Origin of the sequence: Micromonospora sp. NPDC050276 (assembly GCF_044459545.1) — a bacterium.
Taxonomy (GTDB): Bacteria; Actinomycetota; Actinomycetes; order Mycobacteriales; family Micromonosporaceae; genus Micromonospora.
Genome location: NZ_JBITJA010000002.1, coordinates 1 through 24,121 on the forward strand (window position 1 = coordinate 1; position 24,121 = coordinate 24,121).

The 24,121-nt window shown below is 69.4% G+C and carries 21 protein-coding genes and 4 pseudogenes; 12 read left to right on the top strand and 13 right to left on the bottom strand.

The window, feature by feature from the left end; translation table 11 throughout:
* The 3 genes and pseudogenes from ACIBF8_RS03300 to ACIBF8_RS03310 all read right to left on the bottom strand — a co-directional run.
* Positions 1 to 791 (bottom strand): transposase (locus tag ACIBF8_RS03300; RefSeq protein WP_396780714.1); only part of this gene is annotated, 791 nt, incomplete at its 3' end.
* Between the two features lie 431 nt (positions 792 to 1,222).
* Positions 1,223 to 1,447 (bottom strand): annotated as a pseudogene (locus ACIBF8_RS03305) (transcriptional regulator); the annotation flags it as partial.
* Positions 1,448 to 1,535: 88 nt separating this feature from the next.
* Positions 1,536 to 2,579 carry a saccharopine dehydrogenase family protein gene (locus ACIBF8_RS03310; protein ID WP_396780715.1) on the bottom strand — a complete coding sequence of 348 codons (1,044 nt, stop codon included), beginning with the start codon at positions 2,577 to 2,579 and terminating at the stop codon, positions 1,536 to 1,538.
* Positions 2,580 to 2,679: 100 nt separating this feature from the next.
* Here ACIBF8_RS03310 and ACIBF8_RS03315 point away from each other — a divergent pair, with 100 nt between their 5' ends.
* Positions 2,680 to 3,627, top strand: coding sequence for a helix-turn-helix domain-containing protein (locus ACIBF8_RS03315; protein WP_396780716.1), 948 nt, complete (start codon positions 2,680 to 2,682; stop codon positions 3,625 to 3,627).
* 89 nt (positions 3,628 to 3,716) lie between these two features.
* Here the strand turns inward: ACIBF8_RS03315 and ACIBF8_RS03320 are convergent, their stop codons facing one another.
* Positions 3,717 to 4,646, bottom strand: a complete 930-nt coding sequence (locus tag ACIBF8_RS03320) for a MerR family transcriptional regulator (protein WP_396780717.1) — start codon at positions 4,644 to 4,646, stop codon at positions 3,717 to 3,719.
* Between the two features lie 279 nt (positions 4,647 to 4,925).
* Between ACIBF8_RS03320 and ACIBF8_RS03325 the strand changes: the two genes are divergently transcribed.
* The 3 genes from ACIBF8_RS03325 to ACIBF8_RS03335 all read left to right on the top strand — a co-directional run bounded on the left by ACIBF8_RS03325 (position 4,926) and on the right by ACIBF8_RS03335 (position 6,857).
* On the top strand, positions 4,926 to 5,588 hold the full coding sequence (locus tag ACIBF8_RS03325; RefSeq protein ID WP_396780718.1) for a hypothetical protein: 663 nt from the start codon (positions 4,926 to 4,928) through the stop codon (positions 5,586 to 5,588).
* A gap of 289 nt (positions 5,589 to 5,877) precedes the next feature.
* Positions 5,878 to 6,132, top strand: coding sequence for a hypothetical protein (locus ACIBF8_RS03330; RefSeq protein ID WP_396780719.1), 255 nt, complete (start codon positions 5,878 to 5,880; stop codon positions 6,130 to 6,132).
* Between the two features lie 269 nt (positions 6,133 to 6,401).
* Positions 6,402 to 6,857: a hypothetical protein gene (locus ACIBF8_RS03335; protein ID WP_396780720.1), complete on the top strand. Its 456-nt coding sequence runs from the start codon at positions 6,402 to 6,404 to the stop codon at positions 6,855 to 6,857.
* A gap of 172 nt (positions 6,858 to 7,029) precedes the next feature.
* Here ACIBF8_RS03335 and ACIBF8_RS03340 read toward each other — a convergent pair whose 3' ends face one another.
* On the bottom strand, positions 7,030 to 7,464 hold the full coding sequence (locus tag ACIBF8_RS03340; RefSeq protein WP_396780721.1) for a hypothetical protein: 435 nt from the start codon (positions 7,462 to 7,464) through the stop codon (positions 7,030 to 7,032).
* A 665-nt stretch (positions 7,465 to 8,129) separates the two neighbouring features.
* On the opposite strand from ACIBF8_RS03340, the gene ACIBF8_RS03345 reads away from it, so the two are divergent.
* Entirely contained in the window at positions 8,130 to 8,504 is a 375-nt protein-coding gene (locus ACIBF8_RS03345; protein WP_396780722.1) for a DUF4259 domain-containing protein, read from the top strand.
* A 512-nt stretch (positions 8,505 to 9,016) separates the two neighbouring features.
* Here the strand turns inward: ACIBF8_RS03345 and ACIBF8_RS03350 are convergent.
* Positions 9,017 to 9,190: a hypothetical protein gene (locus ACIBF8_RS03350; protein WP_396780723.1), complete on the bottom strand. Its 174-nt coding sequence runs from the start codon at positions 9,188 to 9,190 to the stop codon at positions 9,017 to 9,019.
* A 443-nt stretch (positions 9,191 to 9,633) separates the two neighbouring features.
* Here ACIBF8_RS03350 and ACIBF8_RS03355 point away from each other — a divergent pair, with 443 nt between their 5' ends.
* The 3 genes and pseudogenes from ACIBF8_RS03355 to ACIBF8_RS03365 all read left to right on the top strand — a co-directional run bounded on the left by ACIBF8_RS03355 (position 9,634) and on the right by ACIBF8_RS03365 (position 13,154).
* Positions 9,634 to 11,052 (top strand): FAD-binding oxidoreductase, encoded by a 1,419-nt coding sequence (locus tag ACIBF8_RS03355; protein ID WP_396780724.1) that lies wholly within the window; start codon positions 9,634 to 9,636, stop codon positions 11,050 to 11,052.
* Between the two features lie 337 nt (positions 11,053 to 11,389).
* A pseudogene (locus ACIBF8_RS03360) lies at positions 11,390 to 11,731 on the top strand (glycosyl hydrolase 53 family protein); the annotation flags it as partial.
* Positions 11,732 to 11,786: 55 nt separating this feature from the next.
* Positions 11,787 to 13,154: a pyridoxal phosphate-dependent decarboxylase family protein gene (locus ACIBF8_RS03365; protein WP_396780725.1), complete on the top strand. Its 1,368-nt coding sequence runs from the start codon at positions 11,787 to 11,789 to the stop codon at positions 13,152 to 13,154.
* A gap of 940 nt (positions 13,155 to 14,094) precedes the next feature.
* On the opposite strand, the gene ACIBF8_RS03370 is transcribed toward ACIBF8_RS03365, so the two are convergent.
* Complete coding sequence (locus ACIBF8_RS03370; RefSeq protein ID WP_396780726.1) at positions 14,095 to 15,180, bottom strand: hypothetical protein; 1,086 nt, start codon at positions 15,178 to 15,180, stop codon at positions 14,095 to 14,097.
* A gap of 259 nt (positions 15,181 to 15,439) precedes the next feature.
* The gene (locus ACIBF8_RS03375; RefSeq protein ID WP_396780727.1) at positions 15,440 to 15,883 is read right to left on the bottom strand and encodes a MerR family transcriptional regulator; all 444 of its coding nucleotides are present in this window, start codon (positions 15,881 to 15,883) and stop codon (positions 15,440 to 15,442) included.
* 56 nt (positions 15,884 to 15,939) lie between these two features.
* Between ACIBF8_RS03375 and ACIBF8_RS03380 the strand changes: the two genes are divergently transcribed.
* Positions 15,940 to 16,875: an oxidoreductase gene (locus ACIBF8_RS03380; protein WP_396780728.1), complete on the top strand. Its 936-nt coding sequence runs from the start codon at positions 15,940 to 15,942 to the stop codon at positions 16,873 to 16,875.
* Between the two features lie 46 nt (positions 16,876 to 16,921).
* Here ACIBF8_RS03380 and ACIBF8_RS03385 read toward each other — a convergent pair whose 3' ends face one another.
* From ACIBF8_RS03385 to ACIBF8_RS03395, 3 genes and pseudogenes are all read right to left on the bottom strand, one after another.
* Entirely contained in the window at positions 16,922 to 17,785 is an 864-nt protein-coding gene (locus tag ACIBF8_RS03385) for a TIGR03620 family F420-dependent LLM class oxidoreductase (RefSeq protein ID WP_396780729.1), read from the bottom strand.
* 57 nt (positions 17,786 to 17,842) lie between these two features.
* Positions 17,843 to 18,118: pseudogene (locus tag ACIBF8_RS03390) on the bottom strand (response regulator transcription factor); the annotation flags it as partial.
* Positions 18,119 to 18,440: 322 nt separating this feature from the next.
* A complete protein-coding gene (locus tag ACIBF8_RS03395; RefSeq protein WP_396780730.1) occupies positions 18,441 to 19,283 on the bottom strand; it encodes a LysR family transcriptional regulator in 843 nt (280 codons plus the stop codon).
* 72 nt (positions 19,284 to 19,355) lie between these two features.
* Between ACIBF8_RS03395 and ACIBF8_RS03400 the strand changes: the two genes are divergently transcribed.
* From ACIBF8_RS03400 to ACIBF8_RS03410, 3 genes and pseudogenes are all read left to right on the top strand, one after another.
* Positions 19,356 to 20,561 (top strand): MFS transporter, encoded by a 1,206-nt coding sequence (locus tag ACIBF8_RS03400; RefSeq protein ID WP_396780731.1) that lies wholly within the window; start codon positions 19,356 to 19,358, stop codon positions 20,559 to 20,561.
* Positions 20,562 to 20,710: 149 nt separating this feature from the next.
* Positions 20,711 to 21,184: pseudogene (locus tag ACIBF8_RS03405) on the top strand (helix-turn-helix domain-containing protein); the annotation flags it as partial.
* Positions 21,185 to 21,193: 9 nt separating this feature from the next.
* A complete protein-coding gene (locus ACIBF8_RS03410) occupies positions 21,194 to 21,799 on the top strand; it encodes a YdeI family protein (RefSeq protein WP_396780732.1) in 606 nt (201 codons plus the stop codon).
* Between the two features lie 106 nt (positions 21,800 to 21,905).
* On the opposite strand, the gene ACIBF8_RS03415 is transcribed toward ACIBF8_RS03410, so the two are convergent.
* Both ACIBF8_RS03415 and ACIBF8_RS03420 read right to left on the bottom strand, forming a co-directional pair.
* The gene (locus ACIBF8_RS03415; RefSeq protein WP_396780733.1) at positions 21,906 to 23,159 is read right to left on the bottom strand and encodes an MFS transporter; all 1,254 of its coding nucleotides are present in this window, start codon (positions 23,157 to 23,159) and stop codon (positions 21,906 to 21,908) included.
* A gap of 46 nt (positions 23,160 to 23,205) precedes the next feature.
* A complete protein-coding gene (locus ACIBF8_RS03420; protein WP_396780734.1) occupies positions 23,206 to 24,075 on the bottom strand; it encodes a fructosamine kinase family protein in 870 nt (289 codons plus the stop codon).
* Positions 24,076 to 24,121: the final 46 nt, after the last annotated feature.

Consider the following 24,121-nt stretch of genomic DNA (forward strand, 5'->3'; position numbering starts at 1 on the left):
GTGCCGTTCCAGGAGGCGAAGTGGGCCCGGTTCGGGAATCTGGTGATGTCGCCGACCTCGACCAGGAGGCGGGCGGCGCCGGAGGGTCCGATGCCGTGCAGGTCCATCAGGTTGGTCCCGGTGGAGGCGATTAGTTCCTTGAGTTCCTTGTCGGCTTCCTTGGAACGCCGGTAGATCCGTTCGAGGTCATTGATCAGTTCCGCGGCGACTCGCCGGCGGGCCTTGCCGACTGCGTCTCGGGGCCGGACGGTGGCCAGTAGTGCTTTGGCTTGGGCGGCGGACAGGCTTTTCTTCGCGCCACCTGGGATGAGTTCGAGGAGCAGTTGGTGCAGCTGGGACACCATCCGGGTGTGGTCCTCGCCGAGGGAGCGGCGGCGGTCGACCAGGATCCGCAGCAAGGCCAACTGTTCGTCGTTGACGACCGGGCGCAGGCCTGCCATGCGGGTGCCGACCAGTGCGATGGAGTGGGCGTCGGTGGCGTCGGTCTTGCGGCCCTGGCCGGTGGCGAAGACCCGTGCCCTGGCGGACAGCTTCGGCGGGACGTCCACGACTTGTTCGCCGTCGGCGAGTAGTCGGTTGGCGATGTGCCGGCCGATGCCTTGGCAGCCCTCGATCGCCCAGACCCGGTGCGGCCACTGCTTGGCGTACTTGGTCATCGCCGTGTAGCCGTCGCGGTCGGTGTCGAACCGGCCGCCGCCGACGATGCTCTCGTCGCTGGTCATGGCCTCGATCGTGGCGGAGCGCTTGTGCGGGTCCATCCCGATGACCACATGTTCTGACGTGTCACTCAACGCGTCCTCCGATGCTCGATCAGCAGTTGTCGAGCCGGGAGGGCAACGCTACTTCGAGCAGTGCAAACCCCTCTTGAGCCTCTCCCCGCCCTGGGGCGACGCCCGGGCCGCGCAGGCCAGATGAGAGGAACACGACCAGCGTGGGCAGCCGCAATGAGAGCGACAGCCCGGGCGCCTCGACCGAAGCCTGGCCGGGCCACGGTCGCAGGTCAATGAAACAAGTAGCCGCTGACAAGGCGCGGCGATCGTGGGCGTGCTCCCCGATTGACCGATGTAGCTGCGGGAGCCAGCGCTGATACCAATCAAGGCACTGGGCCGGCAGCTCACGATCGGTCGGCGGTCGGCGGTCCAGTGTGAGCCCGGTTTGGGGGGAGCAGGTGGGGAGCAACAGGGTGCCCCGAAAGGCCTTGCATTGCATCCAACGGCAACGAAGGGCGCTCGCGAGCGATGAAGTCTCGTATCGGTTCCGGGTCGCCCTGGTTGGCGAGGGACGTGACGACGGAGCGGGCGTCGGGCCACAGCGGTGACCAGGTGCGAAAGGTGGTCGTGCGGCGTGCTCGGGCGGTGGTCTGGGTGAGCCAACCTGCTGCTGCCCTGGTGGGGCCCATGCCGGCCAGGAAGCACGCTTGCCGGTGCAGCAGCACGTTCCCAACGCGGCAAGGTGGTGCTCGGGCGGCCGCCCCGCACGGGTGATCGGCCTGCTCATCGGCTGACCACGGTCTGCATCCCTGCACGGGTCGTCGGTCAGCCGTTTGTTCCGAGTGGGACGTGCAGCGTGAGGTGCGAGGACAGGGCGCGGAGGAAGTCCGGGGCGTCGAAGACCGCGCCCGCGGAGGCGACGCCGATGGTCCTGGTCCGGCCGGTGAGGATGCGGTCGACGGCCTCCACCGCGAGCGGCGCGCTGATGGCGTAGATGTCCTGTCCGGCGGCGACCATGCGGCGTTCCGTGCCGTTGGAGCGGACGAGGACGTCGACGACGAAGGTCTGCGCGGAGCGCCCGCGCTCGTCGACGGCTGTCGGTGCCGAGGCGTCGGGAGCGGACAGGTCGGCGGCCGCCTTGGCGGTCATGTAGGTGCGCACCTCCGGGACGGCCAGGTGGCTGGGAATGGTGACGACGTCGGCCATGGTGAACTCTCCGATGACGCTCTGGGCGCCGAGCGGAGCCGGGAAGGGCCACTCCAGGGTCGGTAGAGCGTTGTCGTGGTACTCCAGCCGTCCGCGGGTGTAGCGGACACGGCGGCCACCCCGTCGCTGCCCCGACACCGCGCCCGCAACGCGGGTACCGGCGGTGGGGTGCCAGCTGCTCAGGCCGTAGGCGATGTGCGCCTCGTCCGCCGCCGTCCAGTCGCCCATCGCGGCGGTGACCAACAGGTCGCCGAGGCCGCCGTAGAAGGCCATCGCCGGGACCACCACGGTGCCCGCGGCGCGGGCGGGCTCCGCGAAGTGCGCGAACGTGTCAAGGTTCGCCTCGATCTCGGCCGCCACGTCGACATACGGGATGCCGGCGCGCAGCGCCGCCTCGATCAGCGGGGCGGCGGTCGTGGCGAAGGGCCCGGCGCAGTTGATCACGATGGTCGCGCCGTTCAGCGCGCGGTCGAGCGAGGCTTTATCGTCGACCGACGCCCGCCGCGCCTCGAGCCCTGGCTGGTTCTGTACCAGCGCCAGCAGCTTGTCCTGGTCGCGGCCGAGGAGCAGCGGGACGTATCCGCGCTCGCGCAACTCCGCGACCACGAACCGCCCGGTGTGCCCGTAGGCACCGAAGACCGCCACGTTCGGACCTGATCCCATGCCTGCTCCCGCTGCTCGAAGTAATCCGCTGCGAAAATCCTGTCCCTGTTGGCCCGTTGGCGCGAGTGTCCGGAACGACACGACCCATACAATTCCCGACATGGGATCTGTCCCGCGCTCCGTCGCGGTCGCCGCTACCGACGGGATGCTGCACTTCGAGCTGGCGGTGGCCTACGAGGTCTTCGGTTCCGCCCCGGCCGTCCTGCCAGGTCCTTGGTACGACGTCAGGATGTGCGGCACCCAAGCCGTCCGGGTCGGCCGGTTCCTGCTGGAGCCGGACTGCGGGCTCGACCAGCTGGCGCACGCCGACACCGTGATCGTCCCCGCCTTAGCGGACGTCACCGAGGACCCTCCGGCCGACCTGGTCGAGGCGGTGCGCGCGGCCCACGAGTCGGGCGCGCGGGTGGTTTCCCTGTGCACGGGCGTGTTCGTGCTCGCCGCCGCCGGCCTGTTGGATGGGCTGCGCGCGACCACGCACTGGGCCCACACCGATGAACTGGCCGCGCGCTATCCCCGGGTGAAGGTCGACCCGGACGTGCTCTACGTCGACAACGGCAGCGTGCTCACGTCCGCGGGCAAGGCCGCAGCGATGGACCTGTGCCTGCATCTGGTCCGCCGCGACCACGGCTCGGCGATCTCCAACGTGGTCGCCCGCCGCCTGGTCGTGCCACCCCACCGGGCCGGTGGCCAGGCCCAGTTCGTCACCACGCCGATGCCCGCCCAGGACGGTCATCCCCTGGCCGAGCTGTTCCCCTGGGTGATGCGGCGGTTGGACCAGCCGCTCACCGTGGAGGATCTGGCCCGCCAGGCGAGCATGAGCTCGCGCCACCTGGCCCGCCACTTCCACTCGGTAGCCGGCACCACTCCACTGCAGTGGCTGCTGACGCAGCGGATCCGCCGCGCGCAGGAGCTGCTGGAAACCACGGACGACAGCGTCGACACCATCGCTGCGGCCGCGGGCATGGGCACGGCGACCACACTGCGCCGCCACTTCCACCGCACGGTCGGCGTACCGCCGGACGCCTACCGCCGCACGTTCCGGGCGTGACGCTGCGTCCTCGCCCGGCCGTGCCCGGGGTATTGCTCCTGAACTCCCACGCTGGCTGATCTGTGGAGACGAGTACGTCCGTATCTGCGTCATCGGCGTATCGCGTCTGGAGATCGGTGCGCCCGCAGTGCGGCGAGAAGCCATGCGAAGGCGGGCACGGCCGGTGGCCCTACCGAGGTGCCGTTGAGGATGGCGAGCAACTCCCAGTAGCGCTCAACTCGCAGGTCGGCGACCAGCTCGAGCCAGGCGATGAGCGCGGTTGTTTCCTCGGTGGGCAGGTCCGTTGGGACGATCCGGTCGAGGGCCTCACGGCCTTCGGTCGAATCACAGGCGACATCGCGGTCAACGGCATCTCCGGCGTGCAGCAGCACGAGCGGTCGGATGTTCAACCCGAACTCCAACCGTGACTCTTCGGCCGCACCGAGCACCATGGCTCGGACTTTGTGTTGGAACTCGGTGTCGGCGACCAGCTCGGCGAGTTCCAACCAGGCGTCGACCTGTTCGTCAGCCGGGTCGTCGGGCAGCGTTGCTGGCAGCTCGCGCATCCAGTCGGCCACCACGGCACTGTCCGGATCCGATGTGTCGCCGAACGCGTTGGCTACGAAGTCGTCGATGATTCCCTGGCGTTGCTGGGCGGACAGTCTGGCTAGCTTGTTGGCCATGGTCATCCTCTCGGTCGTGCTGTGGCGGCAAGCAACAGCGCGCAGGACCGCGCGTTGGAGCCGTAACGCGCGGATCTGGGCGTCGAGCGCCTCGACGTGCGCCACCGCAAGATCGGTCAAGGTGATCTGCCGTCCCAGCAGCGCAGCGACGGCGTCGAGACCGAGGCCCAGGTCACGTAGCGTCCGGATGAGTTCCAAGCGGGCGACTGCCGCCTCGTCATAGCGTCGATACCCGCCGCTGGACCGGTCCACCGGTGGCAACAGGCCCCTGTCCGACCAGAACCGGACGGTGCGGGATGACACACCGACGCGCTGCGCGACCTGTCCGATCGTGTAGAGCTTTGGATCGCGATCCATACCGTGAGCCTGAAGGTTCCACCCGATGGAAGGTCAAGCGGGGTTTGGCCCCGGGTCACGAGTCGTCGGTCGTCACAGCGACAGATCTGCCCTACCTCGACGCCGGTTCGCGCCGGCCGTCGGACCGGATTGGCGCTGGAAAGCATTAATCGGTATCCGTCTCTGCGCGTCGCCGTTCCGGCGGCGGCACCCTTCCCGGCACATGGGACATCATTCCCATCGGCAATGCGTTGACCAGGGCTATCTGCTCGTTGCCTCGACCTACTACCCTCAGGGCTTGTGATATCTGACCTGGCGAATGTCGTCGCAGCGTGCGGCTCTGCGATCGCGGTTGTCGTGACGGTCGTATTCGCGTTACGCCAACTGCGCTCGGCGCAGACCGCCAATCAGACCCTCGTCGCGATCGAACTGCTGACCCGAGACCGATCCAGCGACGAGTTTCTACACGCCGAGGACTTCGTCCTCAATGCGCTCACCCTCCGACACCCGCCACCCGGTGTCAGCGTGAGTGACCTGCCGGCCGAAGCCCGCCACCATGTGGTCCGGCTGGCCCTGTACTACAACGGTCTGGGGCAGATGCTCGCTTTTGCGGCAGTCGATCCGAGGCTCCTTGTGGGTACGGTCAGCTACCGCTCCCGGCAAGCCTGGCGCGTCCTGGAGCCCTACATCCTCGCCGAGCGTGCCCAGCGCGGCGAGACGTACCTGTCCCATTTTGAGCACCTTGTCCACACGGCCACGCACAACCCGTGGGCCACGGCTGTACGCAAGTTCAACCTGAAGCGCTTCGGCGGCTATCCCGCCGAGCTTGGCCTGAACGACGGTTCGGCAACAGCGTTGTCACGCCAGCACGAAATGCATAACAGTGACAACGGAGAGGGCACTGAACTACGTAGTCGCCCAGTGCAGCAACAAGACGCAGTCGTGGCAGACCGACGTATGTGAGAACTACCCGCGATGACCTACCGGACTTTCAGCTGTCGCGGAACGGGTTCGACACGGCAAGCCGCACTACGCCCCAAGGAACGGCCACTATGGTCCTGGCCGTCGGGGACGGTGCGCTGGGGTTCTGGAATGCGCTGCGTGAGGTGTTCCCGACGACCCGGGAGTAGCGCTCCTGGTTTCAGAAGATCGCCAACGTCCTCGGGGCCTTGTGTTCCTCTCTGCTCGCTGTCACCGCCGCAGGCCAATGGGGCAGCCTCGGGCGTGCCGGCGGTATGCGGACAATGGGGGGATGAAGCGAGAGGTACGCGTGATGCGGTTGACCGGGACGCAAGCCAACGGCGCGGTGGCTACAGGCGCGCGGGCTGCGGGGGCGGTGTCGCTCGGCGCCCTGGCTGTCGGGGCGCTGGCTGCCGGGGCTGTGGCCGTCGGGGCGTTGGTCATCGGGCGGCTAGCTGTTCGGCGGGCGGTGGTACGGGAGCTGCGCGTCGGCCGGTTGGAGATTGATGAGCTGGTGGTGCGCAGCCGACCCACTGCTGACGGGTGACGCGCTCCCCCGCAGCGGGCGTGACTGTTGTTGGCGCTGCGCGGGACACCGCACTAACCGCGTTGGCCGCGGGCGTATACGGGCCACTGCGCGGATGATGTCGGCGTGTCGCACGGTGGTCCGCTCGTTTGCCGGCGGCGTCGAGCCGTGGCGTAGCGCTCCTCCACCTGTTTCCGCAGGATTGGACCCGCGCCGAGGCCGAGAGCGCGATAGTGCTCACTAACGATGAACGCCGTGTCGTTGGCTGTGCGCACCAACGTGGGCTCATAGTGAGCAGTCAATGGCCAGATATGGCCGCTCACTTGCTCGCGCAAGGGGCGGAAGGGGAAGCGGTTGCGGAAATCGCCGGCCTGTCTCGGACGGCGTCGCCCTGGTTTGTGGACCAGTTGGTGCCCGAGTTGCTGTCCGAACTTGCCATCACTGAGTTGTCCGCAGACGAGGCCAGCGAGTTGGTCGGGCGTTTGGTTGGGCAGGCGGTAGCTGCGCGAACAGACGCTGACGAGTTCGCGTCGGTCCGGGAACTGGCGCGACTGAGCCCAGACCTCGACTACCCCGGTGGCGTGATCGGCAACGCCTACTACGCATCAGAATGGCTGGACTGCGAGTGCCATGGCGATTCGCCCGAACGTGACGCAGCGGTTGCTTTGGAAGCCACGCTACGCACGGGCAACCCGGTGGACATCGACCCCGGGTTGCTGTCGGCTGTGACGGCCACCGTCATCTGACGTCAGCCAGTCCCGGGCGCGCGTCCGGGTCTGCCGCTGACAACGCGCGGCGATCGTGAGCGTGCTCCCCGATCGTCCGATGCGGCTGCGGGAGCCAGCGCTGGTGCCAACCAAGGCACTGGGCCGGCAGCTCACGATCGGTCGGCGGTCGGCAGTCCCTGACCAATGCCGCTCAATCCTCGGCTGCCGACGTAGCTGCCGGGCCCGACTGATCGGTTTCCCGGCTCGCGAGCGCGAAGCAGCGGACGAACTCGACATCCTCGTCTAGGTGCAGGGCGGTGACTGGCGCATCCGCCATCGGCGGCGTCTCGGTGCCGACCGAATATCGCGTACGCACCAGTTCGTCGTACGGGCCCTGCTCGTCGAATTCGGCGAGGATGAACGGCGTGCCGGCAGCCCACCTCCCGGAGGCTGTCCAGGTGTACCGCAGCTCGACCTCGCCGTCGCGGGGGCAATCCCAGGTGAGTTGGCTCACCGCCGCGCTGCCGGTGTTGGCGACCGCTGTCCAGCCAGTGCCGTCCCGCCGGAGGCAGACCCAGCTCGACTCCATCGCACCGTAGTCGTACGGACTGCTCTCCCAGAATCCCACAAGGTTCTCGTCCCGCATGAAGAGCATGATCGCAGAAGCGAGACGACGGAGTTCCGACGCGATCTCTCGCCTGCGCGCCGATCGACCCAGCACTGGTTCGGCGTGCCTACGGTTTGGGCGGTGCGACAGCGCGCCGGCGCCGCGCTCAGATCCGTCGAGCGAGCCATACGGCGCTGTTGCGTTGGCGGATCGGTGGGCACGCCGAGCCGCGTCAGCGGGCACTGGTCAGATCGCTCGGGTCGGTTCGCTGAACGCGGCAGCCACCCGGGTCCCGGGTGACGCGTCGAGTCCGAGTTGATCGGATTGTTGGCATGCCGCTCAATGTCGCGCCACGCCGAGGGAGAGGTTGAACCGCCGATACCAGCGCACCGCCAGAACGATCACCTCAGGCGGGAACCGGAGGCTGACGAACACGGGCGCCGGCGGAGACCAGGACCGGAGACGAGACAGCGACCTCACCGGCCAAGCTGAAATCGATCATGCATCCGCCAATGCAGCGGAGCGGCTCAACCTGACGATCCTCGAACCACCCTTTGAAGAGCGCAGTCTTGTGGCGAATTAGCCGACTACGTCGTCCCCGTTGACCAAGTTGGTCGTTGCGGGGGTGCCACCCCGCCGCTGCCACAGGTCGCACCGACCTGGTTGAATTCATGGGACCAGAGGGCACGACAGGCGGAGGACCAATGGGCGGTTGGGGCAGCGGCAACTTCGACAGCGACACCGCGGCCGACCATCTGGGGATCTTGACCGACCGACTCATCGCCGAAGTCGCCGAGGCGATGTCCGGCGACCCAGTCGAGATCGAACCCGATGAATACTGGGGCGTCGCCGTGCCCTGCAACCTCGAACTGCTCCACCTCATTGCCCAACAGAACTACGTCGGGGTCGACCTGCCCGACCCGGACACCATCGCCGACTGGAAAGTCAAGTTCCTGACCGTCTGGGAAGAGGCCATCGACGACCTGGAGCCCACACCCGACCACAAGGAACAGCGGCGCGCTCACCTCGTCCGAACCTTCGATCAGCTCGCCGAACTGGCCAAGGCCGAACAGGCGTAACGTTCCGGCCCTCCGCACCACCCGCAGCAGGGATGGACGCACATCGTTCGCTGCTGCGGGCCGCGGCTGTCTTGCCATCCCGTGCCGTCTGCCGCTGGCCGTTGCTGCTGTCGCTGCCTCGGCGTCTGAGGTCAGTTCCCGTCAAGTCCTTGTCGGTAGCGGCCCGGCCGGATGTGCACGCTTTCGCCCTATTCTCTGATCAGGTCGGCGTCGTGTCCGGGCCGGCGCGGCCAATCCACCCACCCCTCACTCTCAAGGGCTGATGGAAGACGCACTAACTCGGAAGTAGACCTACTTCCTCCCGATTAGGGCCGCTTCGCGCAGCGGAGCGACAGGGACTAGCCCCGTCAGTACCCGACCTTCCATCCCGACGCCAGCGACAAGTCGGTCTGATAGTGGGGACGGCTCTCGTCTTCGTCGTCATCCAACTAGCGTGTTGGTGGCCTGGGGGCAAGGGGTGGCAGGCGAGCCCGAATCATCACGCTGCCCGGAGGCGGAGCTGTTGTACCGGCTTATCCCGTTGGTGACTCGGTGAGCGTCGGCTTGTCGCAGTTACGGAACCAGCTGAGCCATCTGTTGTCCCGATTGCCGTCGTAGATGACGAGCGCCGGCTTTTCCTCGTCACGATCGACCCCAAGATCCAGGACGTCGGAGAACTCCTTGCGCCCAGCGGAACCGAGTTTCATCAGTTCTCCTCGCCCAGTGCAACCGGGCCCAGGGGTACCGGGCGTGACCGCTACAGGTACCCGCCCGGCCGGTCCTGGGATCCCTCGCCCGCCAGGACGGGTGGAGGCCTCAAGGTGACTGTCGTCTCCGGGCAGGGGGGTAGCCAACGGATGTGGCCCGACAGCAACGCCGACAGCAGCCGGTACGGCCAACGACCGCGTCAGGTGGCCCGTCGCCTGCGCCGCGCCCAGCCCGGCACTTCTCTGCACCTGGTCGTCTCGGGCCGCCGAGCGCCGCCCCTGAACAGTGTGGCCCCGGGGCTTTACCACCACCCCGCCTCTTGGCCGACGCGACAACCGGCGGTGTGAGGCCGCTCTCGGATTAGCCAGATTTTCGAACTAATCGGCGCAATATCGCGTCTGGATGCGGTCGCACGTTCCGATCTCGTGGAAGGCAAAGCTCGATGAACCCCATTCAGGATCCAGCCCAGGGCGGCACTCCCAGCACGGAGGATGCCGCAGCGCGGCTCACCGCCCAGACGGCTGGGCCAGTGCTACTTCCTGGTAACGAGGGGTACGACGTCGAGTGCGCGTCGTACAACCTCGCCATCGCGCAGCAGCCGGCGCTTGTGGTCGGTGCGGCCAACGCCACCGACGTCCAAGTCGCTGTCCGTTTCGCGGCCGAGCAGGGCCTGCCGGTCGCGGTGCTCGCCACCGGGCACTCGGCGCTTCCCTCGGCCGGAGCGCTCCTGATCACCACGCGGCGGATGGACGCGGTCGTCATCGACGTCGAGGCGCGCACCGCCCGGATCGAGGCCGGCGTACGGTGGCAGCAGGTCGTCGACGCGGCGGCCGAGCACGGGCTGGCACCCCTCAACGGGGCGGCTCCGACCGTCGGCGCGGTCAGTTACACGCTCGGCGGTGGGTTGGGCCCGATCGGTCGCACCTTCGGCTTCGCCGCCGATCACGTCCACCTGATCGAGCTCGTCACCGCAGACGGTGAGCTCCGCACGGTGAGCGCGACGAACGAGCCTGAGCTGTTCTGGGCGCTGCGCGGCGGCAAGGGCAACTTCGGCGTGGTCACCGCGATGGAGTTCGCCCTCTTCCCGATCAGCCGAATCTACGGTGGTGGCCTCTTCTTCCCGGGTGAGCAGGCCGCCGAGGTGCTCAACGCGTGGGGACAATGGACAGCCGGCGTCCCGGACGAGATGACCTCGTCGGTCGCGTTGCTGCAGCTGCCACCGCTCCCCGGGGTGCCCGAGCCGCTCCGCGGTCGGCTGGTGGCGCACGTCCGGATCGCCTACGTCGGTGCGGCGGAGGACGGCGAGCGGCTGATCGCTCCGCTGCGCGCGGTCGGCCCGACGCTGATCGACTCGGTGACCGAGATGCCGTACCGTGCGGTCGGCTCGATCCATGCCGACCCGCCGACCCCGATCCCGTTCATGGACCGCTCGGCGTTGCTACGGGAGTTCACCCCGGAACTGGTCGACACGATCATCGCTCAGGCCGGCCCTGGCGCGGGTAGCCCGCTGACCGTGCTGGAGATCCGGCACCTCGGTGGGGCCTTCGACCGCCGCCCGGAGGCAACGAACGCGATCGACCTGCGCGACGCCGCCTTCACGTTCTACGCGGTCGCGATCGGTGGCCCGGACCAGGCCGAGGCGTTCCAGGGATACCTGACCCGCCTGATCCAGGCCATCCAGCCATGGAGCACCGGCGGGCGATTCGTGAACTTCCTGGGCGCCAGCGACGCCACTGCGGAAGGGGTCGCGGCGGCCTACCCGCCGGAGACGTACGCGCGGCTGGCCGCGGTCAAGCGCAGCTACGACCCGACCAACATCTTCCGCGTCAACCACAACATCGTCCCAGTCGCGCACGAGTAGAGCTGAACCGGGCCGGCAGCGGCCACGTCGGGAAACAGGTGTTTCCCGATGTGCGCCGCTGTCCGGCATCAGCCGCGCAATCGGCTTGCGCGGACCCCGCGCCTGCACGGCCCGCAGAGGCTGCCGGCCGCCGATTTCCACCCAGACCGCGATCAACAAACCAACTCCACCACCGGTTGTGACGGCCACTATCGGCGTCCGCGACGCGGTGAGGGGTACGGACTGCCTCGGTGATCAGGTTCCGCTTGGGTTGTATCCGCTGGACGAGGTGTCGCCGTGGGGTGGTGACCAACAAACGCTGCACTGGTTCGGGTTCACAGTGTGCGGATTGGCAACGATCGACCTACGCGGTCGCTACGGCAAGCCGGTGGTCATCGTGGAGACCGCGTACCCCTTCACCCGGAACAACGCGGACAGCGACCCGAACGCCATCGGCGACGCGACCTGTGACGGCATCAGCGCGACCTGGTCCGGGCAGGCCCAGGAGTTCGACTGGGTCCAGAACACGGCCCGCAACGCGGGGGCCATCGGTGTCTTCTACTGGGAATCGACCTGATACGCCGTCAACGGCAACGGCTGGGACCCGGCCAACATCAACGGCACCGGAAACCAGTGGGACAACATGGCCGTCGTCGACTGGTCCGGTCGGGTGAACCCGAACGTGCGCTGGACGCCCTGACCCGTCGTCAAACGCGCGGCGACGGTGCCGCCGCGGCCGGAGATATGGTGTGGCCATGGAGGACCTGACCCGCCTGTTCCGCCTGGTCGCTGACCACGCCGCCGACTACCGTCGCTCCTTGCCGGACCGGCCGGTCGGAACGCCACCGGATCAGGCGACGTTGACCCGAGCGTTCTCCGGCCCGCTGCCTGTCACGCCCTCCCCGGCGGAGCAGGTGCTGACGGACCTGGTCGCCGCCGCCGAGGCCGGCCTTGTCGCCAGCGCCGGTCCGCGCTACTTCGGGTTCGTGGTGGGTGGCGCGTTGCCGGCGGCGACCGGTGCCGACATGCTCGCCGCCGGCTGGGACCAGCTCGCCTTCAACGCCGTCACCTCGCCCGCCGCCATCGCGGCCGAGGCCACCGCCGGGGCCTGGCTGAAGGAGCTGTTGGGGATTCCGATGACGGCGTCGGTTGGCTTCGTCACCGGGGCGCAGGCAGCCAACACCGCCGGGATCGCCGCCGCGCGACACCAGGTGCTGGCGGACGTGGGCTGGGACGTGGAACGACGCGGCCTGCTCGGGGCCCCGCCGGTCCGGGTGATCGCCGGGTACGAGCGACACAGCACTATCGACCGATCGTTACGCCTGCTCGGCCTCGGGGTGAACGCCGTGCAGCCGGTGCCGGCCGGTCCGAACGGCGCCATCGACCTGCGGGCGCTGCGCGACGCCCTGCGAGCCGGTCCTGCGGGCCCCACCATCGTGTGCCTCCAGGCCGGAAACGTGAACACCGGCGCCTGCGACGAGTTGCGGGAAGCGTGCGAGCTGGCCCACCGACACGGGGCTTGGGTGCACCTGGACGGTGCGTTCGGCCTCTGGGCCGCCGCGAGTCGCACCACCCGCCATCTGGTGGACGGGCTGGAGCTGGCCGACTCGTGGGCCTGCGACGGCCACAAGTGGCTGAACCTGCCGTACGACACCGCCTTTGCCTTCTGTGCCCGGCCCGACGCGCACGCGGCGGCGTTGTCCTACAGTGCCGCGTACCTCGTGGGGTCCGGTGGCGTGCCGGCCGGCGCAGATCTCACCGCCGAGTCCTCGCGCCGCGCCCGGGGTTTCGCGGTCTGGGCCGGCCTGCGCGAGCTGGGGCGCGACGGGCTCGCGGCGCTGGTGGAGCGTTGCTGCGCCTTGGCCCGTCGGTTTGCCGAGGGTCTGACCGCGGCCGGGTTCGAGGTGGCGAACGAGGTGGTCCTCAACCAGGTGCTCGTCAGTTTCGGTGCGGACGCCCACACCGACCGGGTGGTGGCCGCGGTGCAGGCGGACGGCACCTGCTGGGCGGGCGGTACGACCTGGCGGGGGCGGCGGTTCATGCGGATCTCGGTGTCGAACGCCACCACCACCGAGGCCGACGTCGACCGCTCGATCGCGGCAATCACCCGTCTCGCTGGCTGACGTCGGACGGACTACGGACCTCCGCCGGGTCTGGTTGGTGTGGGCGTCAACGCGATGGATCCGATTATCCGGCCGTCCGACGGCCAGGCTCTGCTGCCTGGGCGGCCGGTGCGGTCACCCCTGAACCCCGATAACGAGCAATATGCGCCGACTCCGGCCGACGTACGCATCGAGGACGCTGCGCCACAATCGGGCTCGGTCTTGCTCGGCTACGGGGATACGTTCGCCGGGAAACCATCCCTCGCGCAACACGTCGTGGGCAGTATGCACGACCAGCTCCGTCTTGCCGACCCCCGCCATTCCTGCGACCGCGCGTGTGCCACCAGCGCCGTCCGCGCGCAATGCCTCACGTAATGCGCGGATATCGGCGTCGCGACCAGCGAACACGGCCGACGCTGGCGGAAGCCCCGTCAATGCAGGTCGCACCTCCGGGGGCAGAACTACCTGGATGTCGCGGCCCTGGATTACCGCGCTGAAGAACACATGCTCACGTGCTGCCCGTCGCGAATCATCAGGGTCGGGCCTCTGACTTCACCGCCGGCGACGGTGTTGCGTACCGTCCCGGTAGGCCCCCACCGTGCGCGGAATGGTGACGACGGGCAACTGCCGCGCCGTAACCGGCGACAACGAGCCCCACGACGTTCAAAAACAACCCGATCACGCTGGCCCATCGATCGGCGTCCGCCAAACCCGACCATGTCAGGAAGACGCCCAGCGCCAAGATTGCGAGGCCCAGGACCACCCCACCGATCCATCGCCAGCTACCTCGAATTGTCATACCTCGATTATTGGCCGCGATCGCACACCTGGCCTTCAGCCGTCAGGATCGGGCAGCTCAACGATCCGGTTCTCCGGAACCGCCATACCTGCACGAGGCCCGCCCCCGCATCCGTCGTGCCGGCGGCGACCTGAGAACGGCCACCGCCGGCACGGCGCGGAGTCAGAGTCGGGAGGTGAAGGTGGCCAGGAAGCGGTGTGGGGTGACCGCGCCGGTGTTGTCGAAGCAGATCACGTCGACGTCGGCGTCGGTGGTGTACGTCCAGGGCTGGGTGAGGTGGCAGTAGTTGCTGCCGGCGCCCTGCGCCACCACCTGGGCGTGCGTCTCCTTGATGCCGACCTGCGGGAAGGTCGCCAGGTAGCGGCCGGTGGGCGCCAGCGGTGCCACCGTGTTCGCGCCGACGCCGAGCACCGAGTTGTCGTTGGTCGGACCGCCGACGGCGGTACCCAGGTAGCCGAAGTGCGACGGTGGCGCGAGGGAGCCGATCACCGGACGCCGACGGTGGTACGAGAGGACGAAGTCCGTGTTGATGAACGCGCCGGCCTGGTCGTAGCAGAAGACGTACACCTGCACGTCGCTGCCGACCGCGCTCCAGGAGTTGACCTTGCACCGGCGGGGACCGGCGTTTGGCTGAACCGCGGTGACCTGCACGTTGCCGGCGAGCACTCCGGCCAGCCCCACCCCGGGTAGCCGCACCAGGTACTGCCCGACGCCCAACGGCCCGACCGTGTTCACGACGCCCGTCGAGTTGTACGACTGCGCCACCACGCCGCCGCCCCACTGCACGTACGCGTGCGAGGTGCCGGCCGGCAGCACGCCCGAGCTGGTCGTCCAGAGCACGGTGAACGGGGTGTCCTCGCGCGTCCCGCCGGGCTTGTGGCACTGCACGTCGACGATCTCGTCAGCGCCGGACTGGAACCAGCGAACCACCTCGCAGTAGTGCCCGGTCCGGTTCACCGGGGTCACGTGCGGCACGCCCCGCGAGCTGGCACCCACCTGCGGGAAGCGGACCTGGAACCGGCCGGGCGCGAGCTTGACGCCATCGGCCCAGGCGGCCGGGAACGTGGTCTTCCAACTACCCCACTGCCGGCTGGTGTCCAGCACGGTCCAGACCGGCACGGTGGGGTCTTTGACGTACGCGAAGCCCCAGCGGTCGGCAGTGGCCGCCGCAGTTGGTGTCGCCGGCGCGAGTGCACCGGCGGCAAGCACGGCGGCCAGCGCCGCGGTGACGAACGATCGGAGACGCATGTGTTCCTCCATTCGACGGGAACATTGTCGGGGAGGAGTGTTCTCGCAGTGACTTCAAGGTCACAGTCAGCTACTTCGTGCTCTGGTGTCGGCTGTCCACCACGAGACGTGAGGCACCACGTGGCTCAGCGGCAGGCCGAAGACCGATGTCTGCGGCGAACTCGCGAGCGATCAGCGGTTGACCCACCAAGCAGGCAGCACAACCCATCGCCCGAATGGCCGCGACCAGCCAGCACCGCACAATGACGCTGGCAGTTCGTCAGCCCAGCTGGTGGGTGTCGTCTTTCGGGGCGGGCCGGGGTTGCAGTTGCCAGGGATCACCAGAGGCGCCGGTGGCGAGATGGTGTTCGTAGCTGGCCACCTTGACGTTGATGAGCTCGAGGCAGTCGTGCAGTTGCGTGAGCTGCTCGGTGATGCGGTGCTGGTGTTCGCGGAGCAGCTTGAGCCGTTCGGCCTCGTTGCCGCTGCCCTCGCGGACGAGCTGGGCCAGGCGGCTGATCGCCGTGAGCGGCATCCCGGAGGCCCGGAACTTCACGCAGTTCGCCAGCCACTCGACGTCCCAGGCGCTGTAGACGCGCCTGCCGGACCCGTCCCGTCGCACCTCGCTGGCCAACAAGCCCTTACGTTCGTAGAGCCGCAAGGTGTGCACGCTCATCCCGGTCCGCTGCGCCACCTGCCCGATGCTCAGGCCCCTGTCCGCCATGGCGTCGACCGTAGCCCGTTGACCTAGACCTCGGTCTAGCATCTAGCGTCCATGGCATGAGCAGCGACACGACCCACACCACGTTCGGTGCCCACAGCACGATCGGCGACGTCCTCGCCGGAATCGACCTCACCGGCAAGACCGCCCTCGTCACGGGCGGCTACTCCGGCCTCGGTCTCGCCACGACCCGCGCGCTCACTCAGGCCGGGGCTCGGGTCGTCGTACCAGCTCTGCGGCCGGACGCGGCGCAGCTGGCACTCGCCGACATAGCCGGCGTCGAGGTCGACCAGCTCGATCTCGCCGACCTCGCCTCCGTCCGCGCGTTCGCCGAACGGTTCCTATCCAGCCACCCCACCCTCGACATCCTGATCGCGAACGCCGGCATCATGGCCGGTCCGGAGCGACGGGTTGGACCCGGCGGCTGGGAAGCGCACTTCGCGATCAACCACCTTGGCCACTATGCGCTGGCGAACCTGCTGTGGCCCGCGCTCACCGCCCCCGACACGGCTCGTGTCGTCTCGGTGGCCTCCGGGCGCGACCCGGCGTGGCGTATCCGGTGGGACGACGTGCAGTTCGAGCGCGGCTACGACAAGTGGGAGGCCTACACCCAGTCCAAGCTCGCGAACATCCTGTTCGCCCGCCACCTCGACCTGCTCGGCAGACCGCACGGCGTCCGCGCGTTCTCCGTCAACCCGGGCTGGATCCTCACCCCTCTGCAACGACACCTCGCAGTCGAGGAGATGGTCGCCGCCGGCTGGGTCGACGTGGCCGGAACGCCCGCGCCGGGCCTGTTCAAGACCGTCGAGCAGGGCGCGGCGACCCAGGTCTGGGCCGCCACGTCACCCGAGCTCGACACGAGCGGCGGCGACTACTGCGTGGACTGCCACATCGCCGGCGGCAGCCCGACAGACAGCAGCCCGACAGACAGCAGCGCGGCAGCCCGCCTGTGGGCGCTATCGGCCGAACTGACCGGCCTCGACCACATCGACTGAGCCCGCGCCGGGCCTGTCGCGGCAAGCCGACCCCGTGCTTCGCGAGTCAGATCAGGACCGCGGCGAGAGCGCGGAACGCGTCGGAGGGGAAGGTCGCGGCGTCGCCGCCGTTGAGCACCTGGATCGCCACCTCGTCCGCGCCGGCCTGGTAGTGCTTCTCCAGCCCGGCCGCTACCTGTTCGACGGTGCCCCACGGGATCAGGGCGTCGATGAGGCGGTCGCTGCCACCCGCGGCGAAGTCCTCGTCGGTCCAGCCGAATCGCCTTAGGTTGTTGGTGTAGTTCGGCAGTGCCAGGTAGCCGCTCGCGTACTGCCGTGCGGTGGCGCGTGCGGTGGCGGCGTCCGCGTCGAGGACCACCGCGATCTCGGGCGCGAGTAACCGGTCGGGCCCGATCGCCGCCCGGGCCTCGACGGTGTGCTCGGCGGGAACGAAGTACGGGTGCGCCCCGGCGGATCGGTCGCGAGAGAGTTCGAGCATCCGCGGGCCCAGGGCGGCCAGGATGCGTCGCTCGGGAGGAAGCCCGGCCCCGTCGAGGCCGTCCAGGTACTGCACCATTCTCGAGTACGGCTTGCGGTAGTCGGTGCCGCTGCCCTCCACCACCACCGCGTGGCTGGCGCCGACGCCGAGCAGGAACCGGCCGGAATGCGCCTGTTCCGCGTCCTGGGCGAACGCCGCCGCCTCGGCAGGCGACGAGTGCCAGATGCTCACGATCCCCGACGCGACCCCGATGCGCTTGGTCCCGTCCAGGATCTCCCGGAAGCGGGGGGCGACGTTTTCTCCGAAACCGCCGGAGAACCAGATCCGGGAGTATCCGAGGTCTTCCAACTCGGTCGCGGCATCGATGGCCGCGCCTCGACTCTCGCTAGCGAGGAAGAACGGTTGCCACACGCTGACAAGTCGTTGTGCCATACCAGAACCCTACGACCGTCAGCCGCTGACCGCGCTATGCAACGCGCTGCCAGGGTTGCCGGCCGCGACCGCGCGGACCGCCTGGCTGATCCGCTCCGGCGGGGTGTCCTTGAGCAGGAAGCCGCTGGCGCCGGTTCGGAGGGCCCGCAGCACGTGCTCGTCGGTGTCGAACGTGGTGATCATGATGATCTCGGATGGGCGGTGCCGGCGGCGCAGCCGCTCGGTGGCGGTGATGCCGTTGACGCCGGGCATCCGGATATCCATCAGCACCACGTCGGGCAGGTGCTGATCCACGGCGGTGATCGCCGCGGCGCCGTCGGCCGCCTCGCCCACGTCCGGTGCCGGGGCGCGCGCCTCGCTGCGTACCGGCTGGACCTGGCGGTGCGGCGAGATCCGCACCAGCGCGGGCCTGTGGACGGTCGAGCCGACCGACCACCGACGCATCGGTGCCACCGCCCACGCTGAGCACGGCGCGGCGGTGCGGCTCGACCGGTCGCACGTGCCGGTGCCTGGCGGGGTGCCGCGCTGGGCCCCCGGGTGGCCCTCACCGCCTGCTTCGCGCTGATGAGTCGACGCCGGCGACGCACTCTGATCATGATGGCGGTCGTCGGCGGGGGGAGTGGGTGACCGCCTGCCCAACGATCGGGGCGCGCGCTCAGACGATGCGCCGGAGCACGGTCTCCACGGCATCGATCAGCGGATCGCCCTCGGTCCGTGGGTGCCGGGCGAGACCCAGCTCGACGTCCGGCAGGACGGGCAGGGCGTCCGCGTCGTGGCGGGCCATGCCCGGTTCGAGGTTCGCGGGCATGAGCGCCGAGACGCCGAGCCCGGCCCGTACCGCGGCGAGCACCCCGACCAGACTGTTGCTCTCGAAGGTCACCTGCCAACGCCGACCGGCCCGTTCCAAGGCTTCCAGCACCGAGGTGCGCCAGAAGCACGGGTTCGAGAACAGCACCACCGGCAGCGGATCGGCGGTGACGTCCACGCCCTGGCCGATCGCCCAGACCAGCGGGCAGCGCACCGTCCAGCGTGGTGGCCCCGGAATGTCCGGCACCGCATCGAGGACGAGTTGGACGCGGCCGGCGTCGTAGGCCTCCCGCATGGCGGCGTTCGAGTAGGTGAGCACCTCCAACGTCGCGCCGGGGTGCAGCCGGGCGAGGTCGGCGAGAGCCTGCGACAGCTGAGACGCGGCGAGGTCTTCGAGCAGCCCGACGCCACAGTGGCCGGTGAGCGCGCGTCCGGTTTCGGTGAGCGCCTGCGCGGAGAGCGAGAGGATGCGTTCGGCGTACGGCAGAAGCTCTTCCCCCGCCCGGGTCGGCGAGACGCCGGACGGCGAGCGGTGCAGCAGTGGACGGCCGACGACGCCCTCCAACCTGCGCAACTGCTGGCTCAGTGCGGGCTGGGTCTGCCCGAGCGCGCTCGCGGCGCGGCTGATGCTGCCTTCGCGCACGGAGGCGACGAACGACCGCAGCAGGGCGGTTTCGAGATCCCTAGCCATAAGCGCTCATTATGCCAGCCGCAACAAATTAACCACTACTTATGGGAGGGGGAGTGAATTAGCGTCCGTGAGGTGGCCGGATATCGACAGGTGCTCACGGTGCCAGGGATGGCGCCGCTGCTGGGCGTGTCGCTGCTCGCCCGCACCGCGATAACGGCCGATGTGATGGCCCTGACGCTGTATGTCGTGTTGGGCCTGGAGCTGAGCTACGCGGCAGCGGGCGGCGTCGCGGCGGCCCTCACCGCCGGCGTCGCGCTCGGCGGACCCCTGCTCGGCCGCATGATCGACTCGCGGGGCCTGCGCAGCGTGCTGCTGGTGACCGTCCTGGTGCAGGTCGTGTTCTGGCTGAGCGTGCCGATCCTGCCCTACTCGATCCTGCTGGTCGCCAGCTTCGTGGCGGGTCTGCTCATGGTGCCGGCCCAGGCGGTCAGCAGGCAGGCGATCGCCGCGATGACGACGGCGGAGCAGCGCCGGGCCGCGTTCGCGCTGGAGTCGGTGCAGGGCGAGTTGTCGTACATCGTGGGGCCGGCGGTGGTGATCCTGGGCGCGGCGACGTTGTCCCCCGAGGTGGTGGCGTGGGGGGTGGGGGCCGCGATCCTGGCCGGCGGCGTCGGCATCGCCCTGGTCAACCCGCCGATGCGCGCGGCGGACGAGGCGGATGCCGCCGCGGCGGAACGACCCCCACGCAGGCAGTGGCTGGGCGCCAAGATGATCGCCGCGCTGACCATGGCGTTCGGCACGACGACGCTGCTCAGCGGCGTCGACCTCGCCATCGTGGCCACGCTGCGAGAAGTAGGCCAGGTGTCCTGGGCCGCCGTGGTCGTCGTGGTGTTCGGCGTGTCCTCCGTCGTCGGCGGACTGATCTACGGAGCGCTGACCCGGCCGCTGCCCACCTGGCTGCTGCTCGGCCTGCTCGGGCTGGCGACGATCCCGGCCGGGCTCGCCCACGACTGGCCGTGGCTCTGCGTGGCAGTCGTCGGCAGTGGGCTGCTCACCGCGCCGACCCTGGGGACGGTGGCGGACGCGGTGAGCCGGCTGGCGCCACCCGCCGTGCGCGGTGAGGTGATCGGGCTGCAATCGTCAGCGCAGAGCGCCGGGTTCGCGCTCGGTTCCCCGCTCGTCGGAGTGGCGATCGACCTCTCCGTGCCGGCGGGCGGCTTCGCGGCGGCCGGGCTCGCCGGCCTCGCCGCCGCCCTGACCGGATACCTGCTGTCCCGCCGCCCGGCCGCTCGCACGGCGGTTGCCTTCCATCCGGATTCCGTGGACCTCAGATGGTGACCGTGGCGCCGCGATCCGGCCACCCGCTCGGCCTACCGCCCGTCGTGCACCGTCCGCCGATCGAACTGCTCCATCGACGCGACACGCGTCGCGAGGAGACCGCCGATCCCGGGGATGAGGGCGAGCAGCCAGATTCGGTGCCGTCCGCTCATCACGATTACGGAACGGCCGTCGCGGCGGACGCCGCCCGCCTCGCCGTCGCGCCGCTGCACCGGGCAGGAGGGCAGGCGCAGTACATCGTTCGGAACCGGGCAACCTACCGGACGTCGGCTCTGCACCGAGTGCTCTCGTGGATCGAGGCGAACGCGTACCGGGACCTCACCCTCGCGGACATCGCGGCCGCAGCCGGCACGAGCGTGCGTACGCTGACCCGTCGATCCAAGGACGAGACAGGGCAGAGCCCCACCGGGTTACGCATCCGTCACGCGCAGGACCTGCTCGAAACGTCCGACCACACCGTCGATCGGATCGCTGCCCAGACCGCGTTCCCCACGACGAGCAACTTCCGATCTCAGTTCGGCCAACTCGTCGGCGTCACGCCGGGCGCCTACCGCAAGGTATTCCGGCCGCAGGCGACTCCGCCTGGCCAGCGGGCCGGGGCTGCGGCGACGGCGCAGCGATAGTCTGCCGTCATGGGGAGCGCAGAGCTGGATGAGTTGATCGTCGCGGATGCCGACGGGTTGCGTGCCTGGTTGTCGGCAAACCACGCCACGTCGCCTGGTGTCTGGCTCGCCCTGACCAAGAAGGGCGGCACGGTCACGACCCTGACCTGGCAGCAGGCGGTCGACGAGGCCCTGTGTTTCGGCTGGATCGACGGGCAGGCCCGTAAACGGGATCACGAGACGTCCTGGATCCGGTTCACCCCACGTCGCCCCCGCAGTTCCTGGTCCCAACGCAACGTCGCCAACGTGGCCCGGTTGGAGGAGCAGGGGCGGATGCTGCCGCCAGGTCGCCTCGCGGTGGAAGCCGCGAAGGCGGACGGGCGGTGGGAGGCGGCCTACGCCCCGCCCTCGGAAGCCGAGGTCCCGGCCGACCTCCTCGCCGCCATCGCCGCCAACCCCGCCGCCCAGGCCATGTTCGACGTGCTGACCAGCGCCAACCGATTCGCTCTCACCCACCGCCTCAACGCGGTGAAGCGGGCGCAGACCCGCGAGCGCAAGATCGGCGAGTTCGTCGCCATGCTGGCCCGACACGAGACGATCCACCCACAGAAGGCGAAGCCTTCGACCTCGCCGTAGTCGGCCGCGCGGCACCTCGATTCGCGTGGTCGCCCATCTTCCGTGTCAGTTGCCAGCCGAGACCCAGGCCCGCGGCCCTGCGCTAGGACGCAGTGCTGTCACCGGATCAACGACCCGGGTCGGACCCCGCGCGGGTCGGCTTCGGTATCGGCGTAGCCGCTGACCGGCCGGCACTGCGAGTGTCGCCCTGGTTGCGGCCGGCGGCATGGCCACGTCGCGTGTCTACGGCGAGCAGCGTGAAGGCGACCAGGGTCAGCGACCCGCCGACGAGCGCCAGCGGGCGTGCCCCCGAGGCGGACAGCAGAGCACCACCGAGCAGCGAGCCACCGGCAATGCCGACGTTGAAGGCGGTCCCCACGCCGGCGGACGCGATGTCGGTGCTGCCCGGGGCCAGGTGCAGCATCCGGTTCTGCACGGCCGAGCCGAACGCCGCGTACGCGAGGCCGATTCCGGCGAGGAGCACGATCGTGCCGGGCCGGAGTGCGCCGAGCGCGTACAGGCCGAACAGCGAGGTGGTGCCGATGCCGAGCGCGGTCAGTAGGGAAGCGATCGGCCAGGCGTCCAGGGTTCGGGTCGCGGTCAGGGTGCCGACGACGCCGGCTACCCCGGAGACGAACAGCAGCGGCGCCAGCAGCGCGTCGGCGAAGCCGCTGACGTCGAGCAGGAACGGTGTCACGTAGGTCTGCAGGGTCATGAAACCGCCGATGCCGAGGGCGGTCGCGATCAGCAGGACGGCGAAGCCCCGCAGGTCCGGCGCGATGCCCCGGGCGGCGCCCCCGGCAGCCGGGGGATAGGAGGGAAGGAGGACGAGCACCGCCGCGGCGATCGCCAGACCGACGCCGGCCAGCACCGCGAACGCCGCTCGCCAACCGGCCTGCTGACCCAGCCAGGTGCCGATGGGTACGCCGAGCACCGGGGCGAGCGTCGCCCCGGTCGCGAACAGCGCCACCACCCGGCCGCGCACGGCGACCGGAAACGGCCCGATCACGGTCGCCGTGGCGATGGACCAGAACAGCGCCTGGGCGAGGGCGGTCACCAGGCGGGCGCCGGCCAGCGCGGCGTACGTCGGTGCCAGCGCCGCCGCGGCGTTCGCGGCGGCGAACAGGAGCATGGTGACGCCGAGCAGGTGACGCCGGGGGATCCGCTGGGTCAGCCGGGTCAGCGGCACGGACATCAACACGACCACGACGGCGTACCCGCTGACCAGCAGACCCACCTGCGAGCGGGACCGGTCTAGATCGGGTGCGATGTGGGTCAGCAGGCCGACGGGCAGCAGCTCGGTCGTGATGAACGCGAACGCGGCGAGGGAGAGCGTGACGAGCACGGCCTTGGCCCTTCGCGGCGACACCTCAGGCGCCATGGTCCACCCCCATGCCTGGTCGACGGGCGGGCCGCCGAGCCTCTGGTCAGGATCGAGTCCGGAATGGGGCAAGGACGGCACGGACCTGATCGGCGGCGCCCCAGTCGTCGTCGAACTGGGCCAGTACGGCGAGGTGTTGTCGCAGCTGGATGATCGGCATGCGGGCTCTCCAGTCGCGGTCGAGCGAGGTCAGCTCGGCGTAGACCTCGAACATCCGTTGTGCCTCGGGTGGGGGCGAGGTCGACCACACGTGCGCGAGGTCGACCTCGGCCCAGGTGTAGGAGACAGCCGGGTCGATCAGCGCGGGCTGCCCGTCCGGGGTGGCCAGGATGTTCTGAGCCCACAGGTCGCCGTGCGTCAGGCACGCTGGCCGGTCCGGCAGCAGGTCGGGCAGCCGGTGACAGAGGCGTTCCAGCGCCGCTCGGTCTCCGGCGTCGAGTGCCGCCTCGACGCGGGGTTCATCGAGCCAGCGAAGCAGGCGGTGCTGTGCGAAGAATGCGTGGCCGTCGTCGTTCCAGGTGTTGACCTGGCGGCGACGACCCAGCCAGTTGTCGCGGTGCCATCCGAAGCGGGGATGGGTCGTGCTCAGGTGCAGGCCGGCGAGCAGATGGGCGAACTGCTCCCAGAAGACTTCGCTGGCTGGCCTTGCGCGCAACAGCGACAACACCAGAACGTCCCGATCGGCCAGGATCACCTCGGGTGTCGTCACCCCGCCGAGCTCGCGGAGCGCGGCCAACCCCTCGGCCTCCGCGACGAAGACGTCGTCGGCCGGCGGATCGGCGAATGCCTTGACGAACACCGACGACGCGTTTCGGCGGGTAGCGATGCCCGCGAGCGCCGCGAGGCCGCCCGTCACCGGATCCACCGCGATGACCTCGCGCATGCCGGCGCGGCGCAGACGCTCAAGCAGGGTCATGCAAGGCGCTCCTCCGATCCGGTACGGGGTACGTCGATCCTATGTG

What these genes read in the sequence shown, in the direction of transcription:
- ACIBF8_RS03420 (WP_396780734.1), bottom strand. Translation starts at nt 24,075, where the DNA reads ATGACCCTGCTTGAGCGTCTGCGCCGCGCCGGCATGCGCGAGGTCATC.
- ACIBF8_RS03375 (WP_396780727.1), bottom strand. Translation starts at nt 15,883, where the DNA reads ATGGCGGACAGGGGCCTGAGCATCGGGCAGGTGGCGCAGCGGACCGGG.
- ACIBF8_RS03340 (WP_396780721.1), bottom strand. Translation starts at nt 7,464, where the DNA reads ATGCGGGACGAGAACCTTGTGGGATTCTGGGAGAGCAGTCCGTACGAC.
- ACIBF8_RS03365 (WP_396780725.1), top strand. Translation starts at nt 11,787, where the DNA reads ATGGAGGACCTGACCCGCCTGTTCCGCCTGGTCGCTGACCACGCCGCC.
- ACIBF8_RS03415 (WP_396780733.1), bottom strand. Translation starts at nt 23,159, where the DNA reads ATGGCGCCTGAGGTGTCGCCGCGAAGGGCCAAGGCCGTGCTCGTCACG.
- ACIBF8_RS03330 (WP_396780719.1), top strand. Translation starts at nt 5,878, where the DNA reads ATGAAGCGAGAGGTACGCGTGATGCGGTTGACCGGGACGCAAGCCAAC.
- ACIBF8_RS03380 (WP_396780728.1), top strand. Translation starts at nt 15,940, where the DNA reads ATGAGCAGCGACACGACCCACACCACGTTCGGTGCCCACAGCACGATC.
- ACIBF8_RS03385 (WP_396780729.1), bottom strand. Translation starts at nt 17,785, where the DNA reads ATGGCACAACGACTTGTCAGCGTGTGGCAACCGTTCTTCCTCGCTAGC.
- ACIBF8_RS03345 (WP_396780722.1), top strand. Translation starts at nt 8,130, where the DNA reads ATGGGCGGTTGGGGCAGCGGCAACTTCGACAGCGACACCGCGGCCGAC.
- ACIBF8_RS03310 (WP_396780715.1), bottom strand. Translation starts at nt 2,579, where the DNA reads ATGGGATCAGGTCCGAACGTGGCGGTCTTCGGTGCCTACGGGCACACC.
- ACIBF8_RS03315 (WP_396780716.1), top strand. Translation starts at nt 2,680, where the DNA reads ATGGGATCTGTCCCGCGCTCCGTCGCGGTCGCCGCTACCGACGGGATG.
- ACIBF8_RS03350 (WP_396780723.1), bottom strand. Translation starts at nt 9,190, where the DNA reads ATGAAACTCGGTTCCGCTGGGCGCAAGGAGTTCTCCGACGTCCTGGAT.
- ACIBF8_RS03370 (WP_396780726.1), bottom strand. Translation starts at nt 15,180, where the DNA reads ATGCGTCTCCGATCGTTCGTCACCGCGGCGCTGGCCGCCGTGCTTGCC.
- ACIBF8_RS03355 (WP_396780724.1), top strand. Translation starts at nt 9,634, where the DNA reads ATGAACCCCATTCAGGATCCAGCCCAGGGCGGCACTCCCAGCACGGAG.
- ACIBF8_RS03320 (WP_396780717.1), bottom strand. Translation starts at nt 4,646, where the DNA reads ATGGATCGCGATCCAAAGCTCTACACGATCGGACAGGTCGCGCAGCGC.
- ACIBF8_RS03395 (WP_396780730.1), bottom strand. Translation starts at nt 19,283, where the DNA reads ATGGCTAGGGATCTCGAAACCGCCCTGCTGCGGTCGTTCGTCGCCTCC.
- ACIBF8_RS03410 (WP_396780732.1), top strand. Translation starts at nt 21,194, where the DNA reads ATGGGGAGCGCAGAGCTGGATGAGTTGATCGTCGCGGATGCCGACGGG.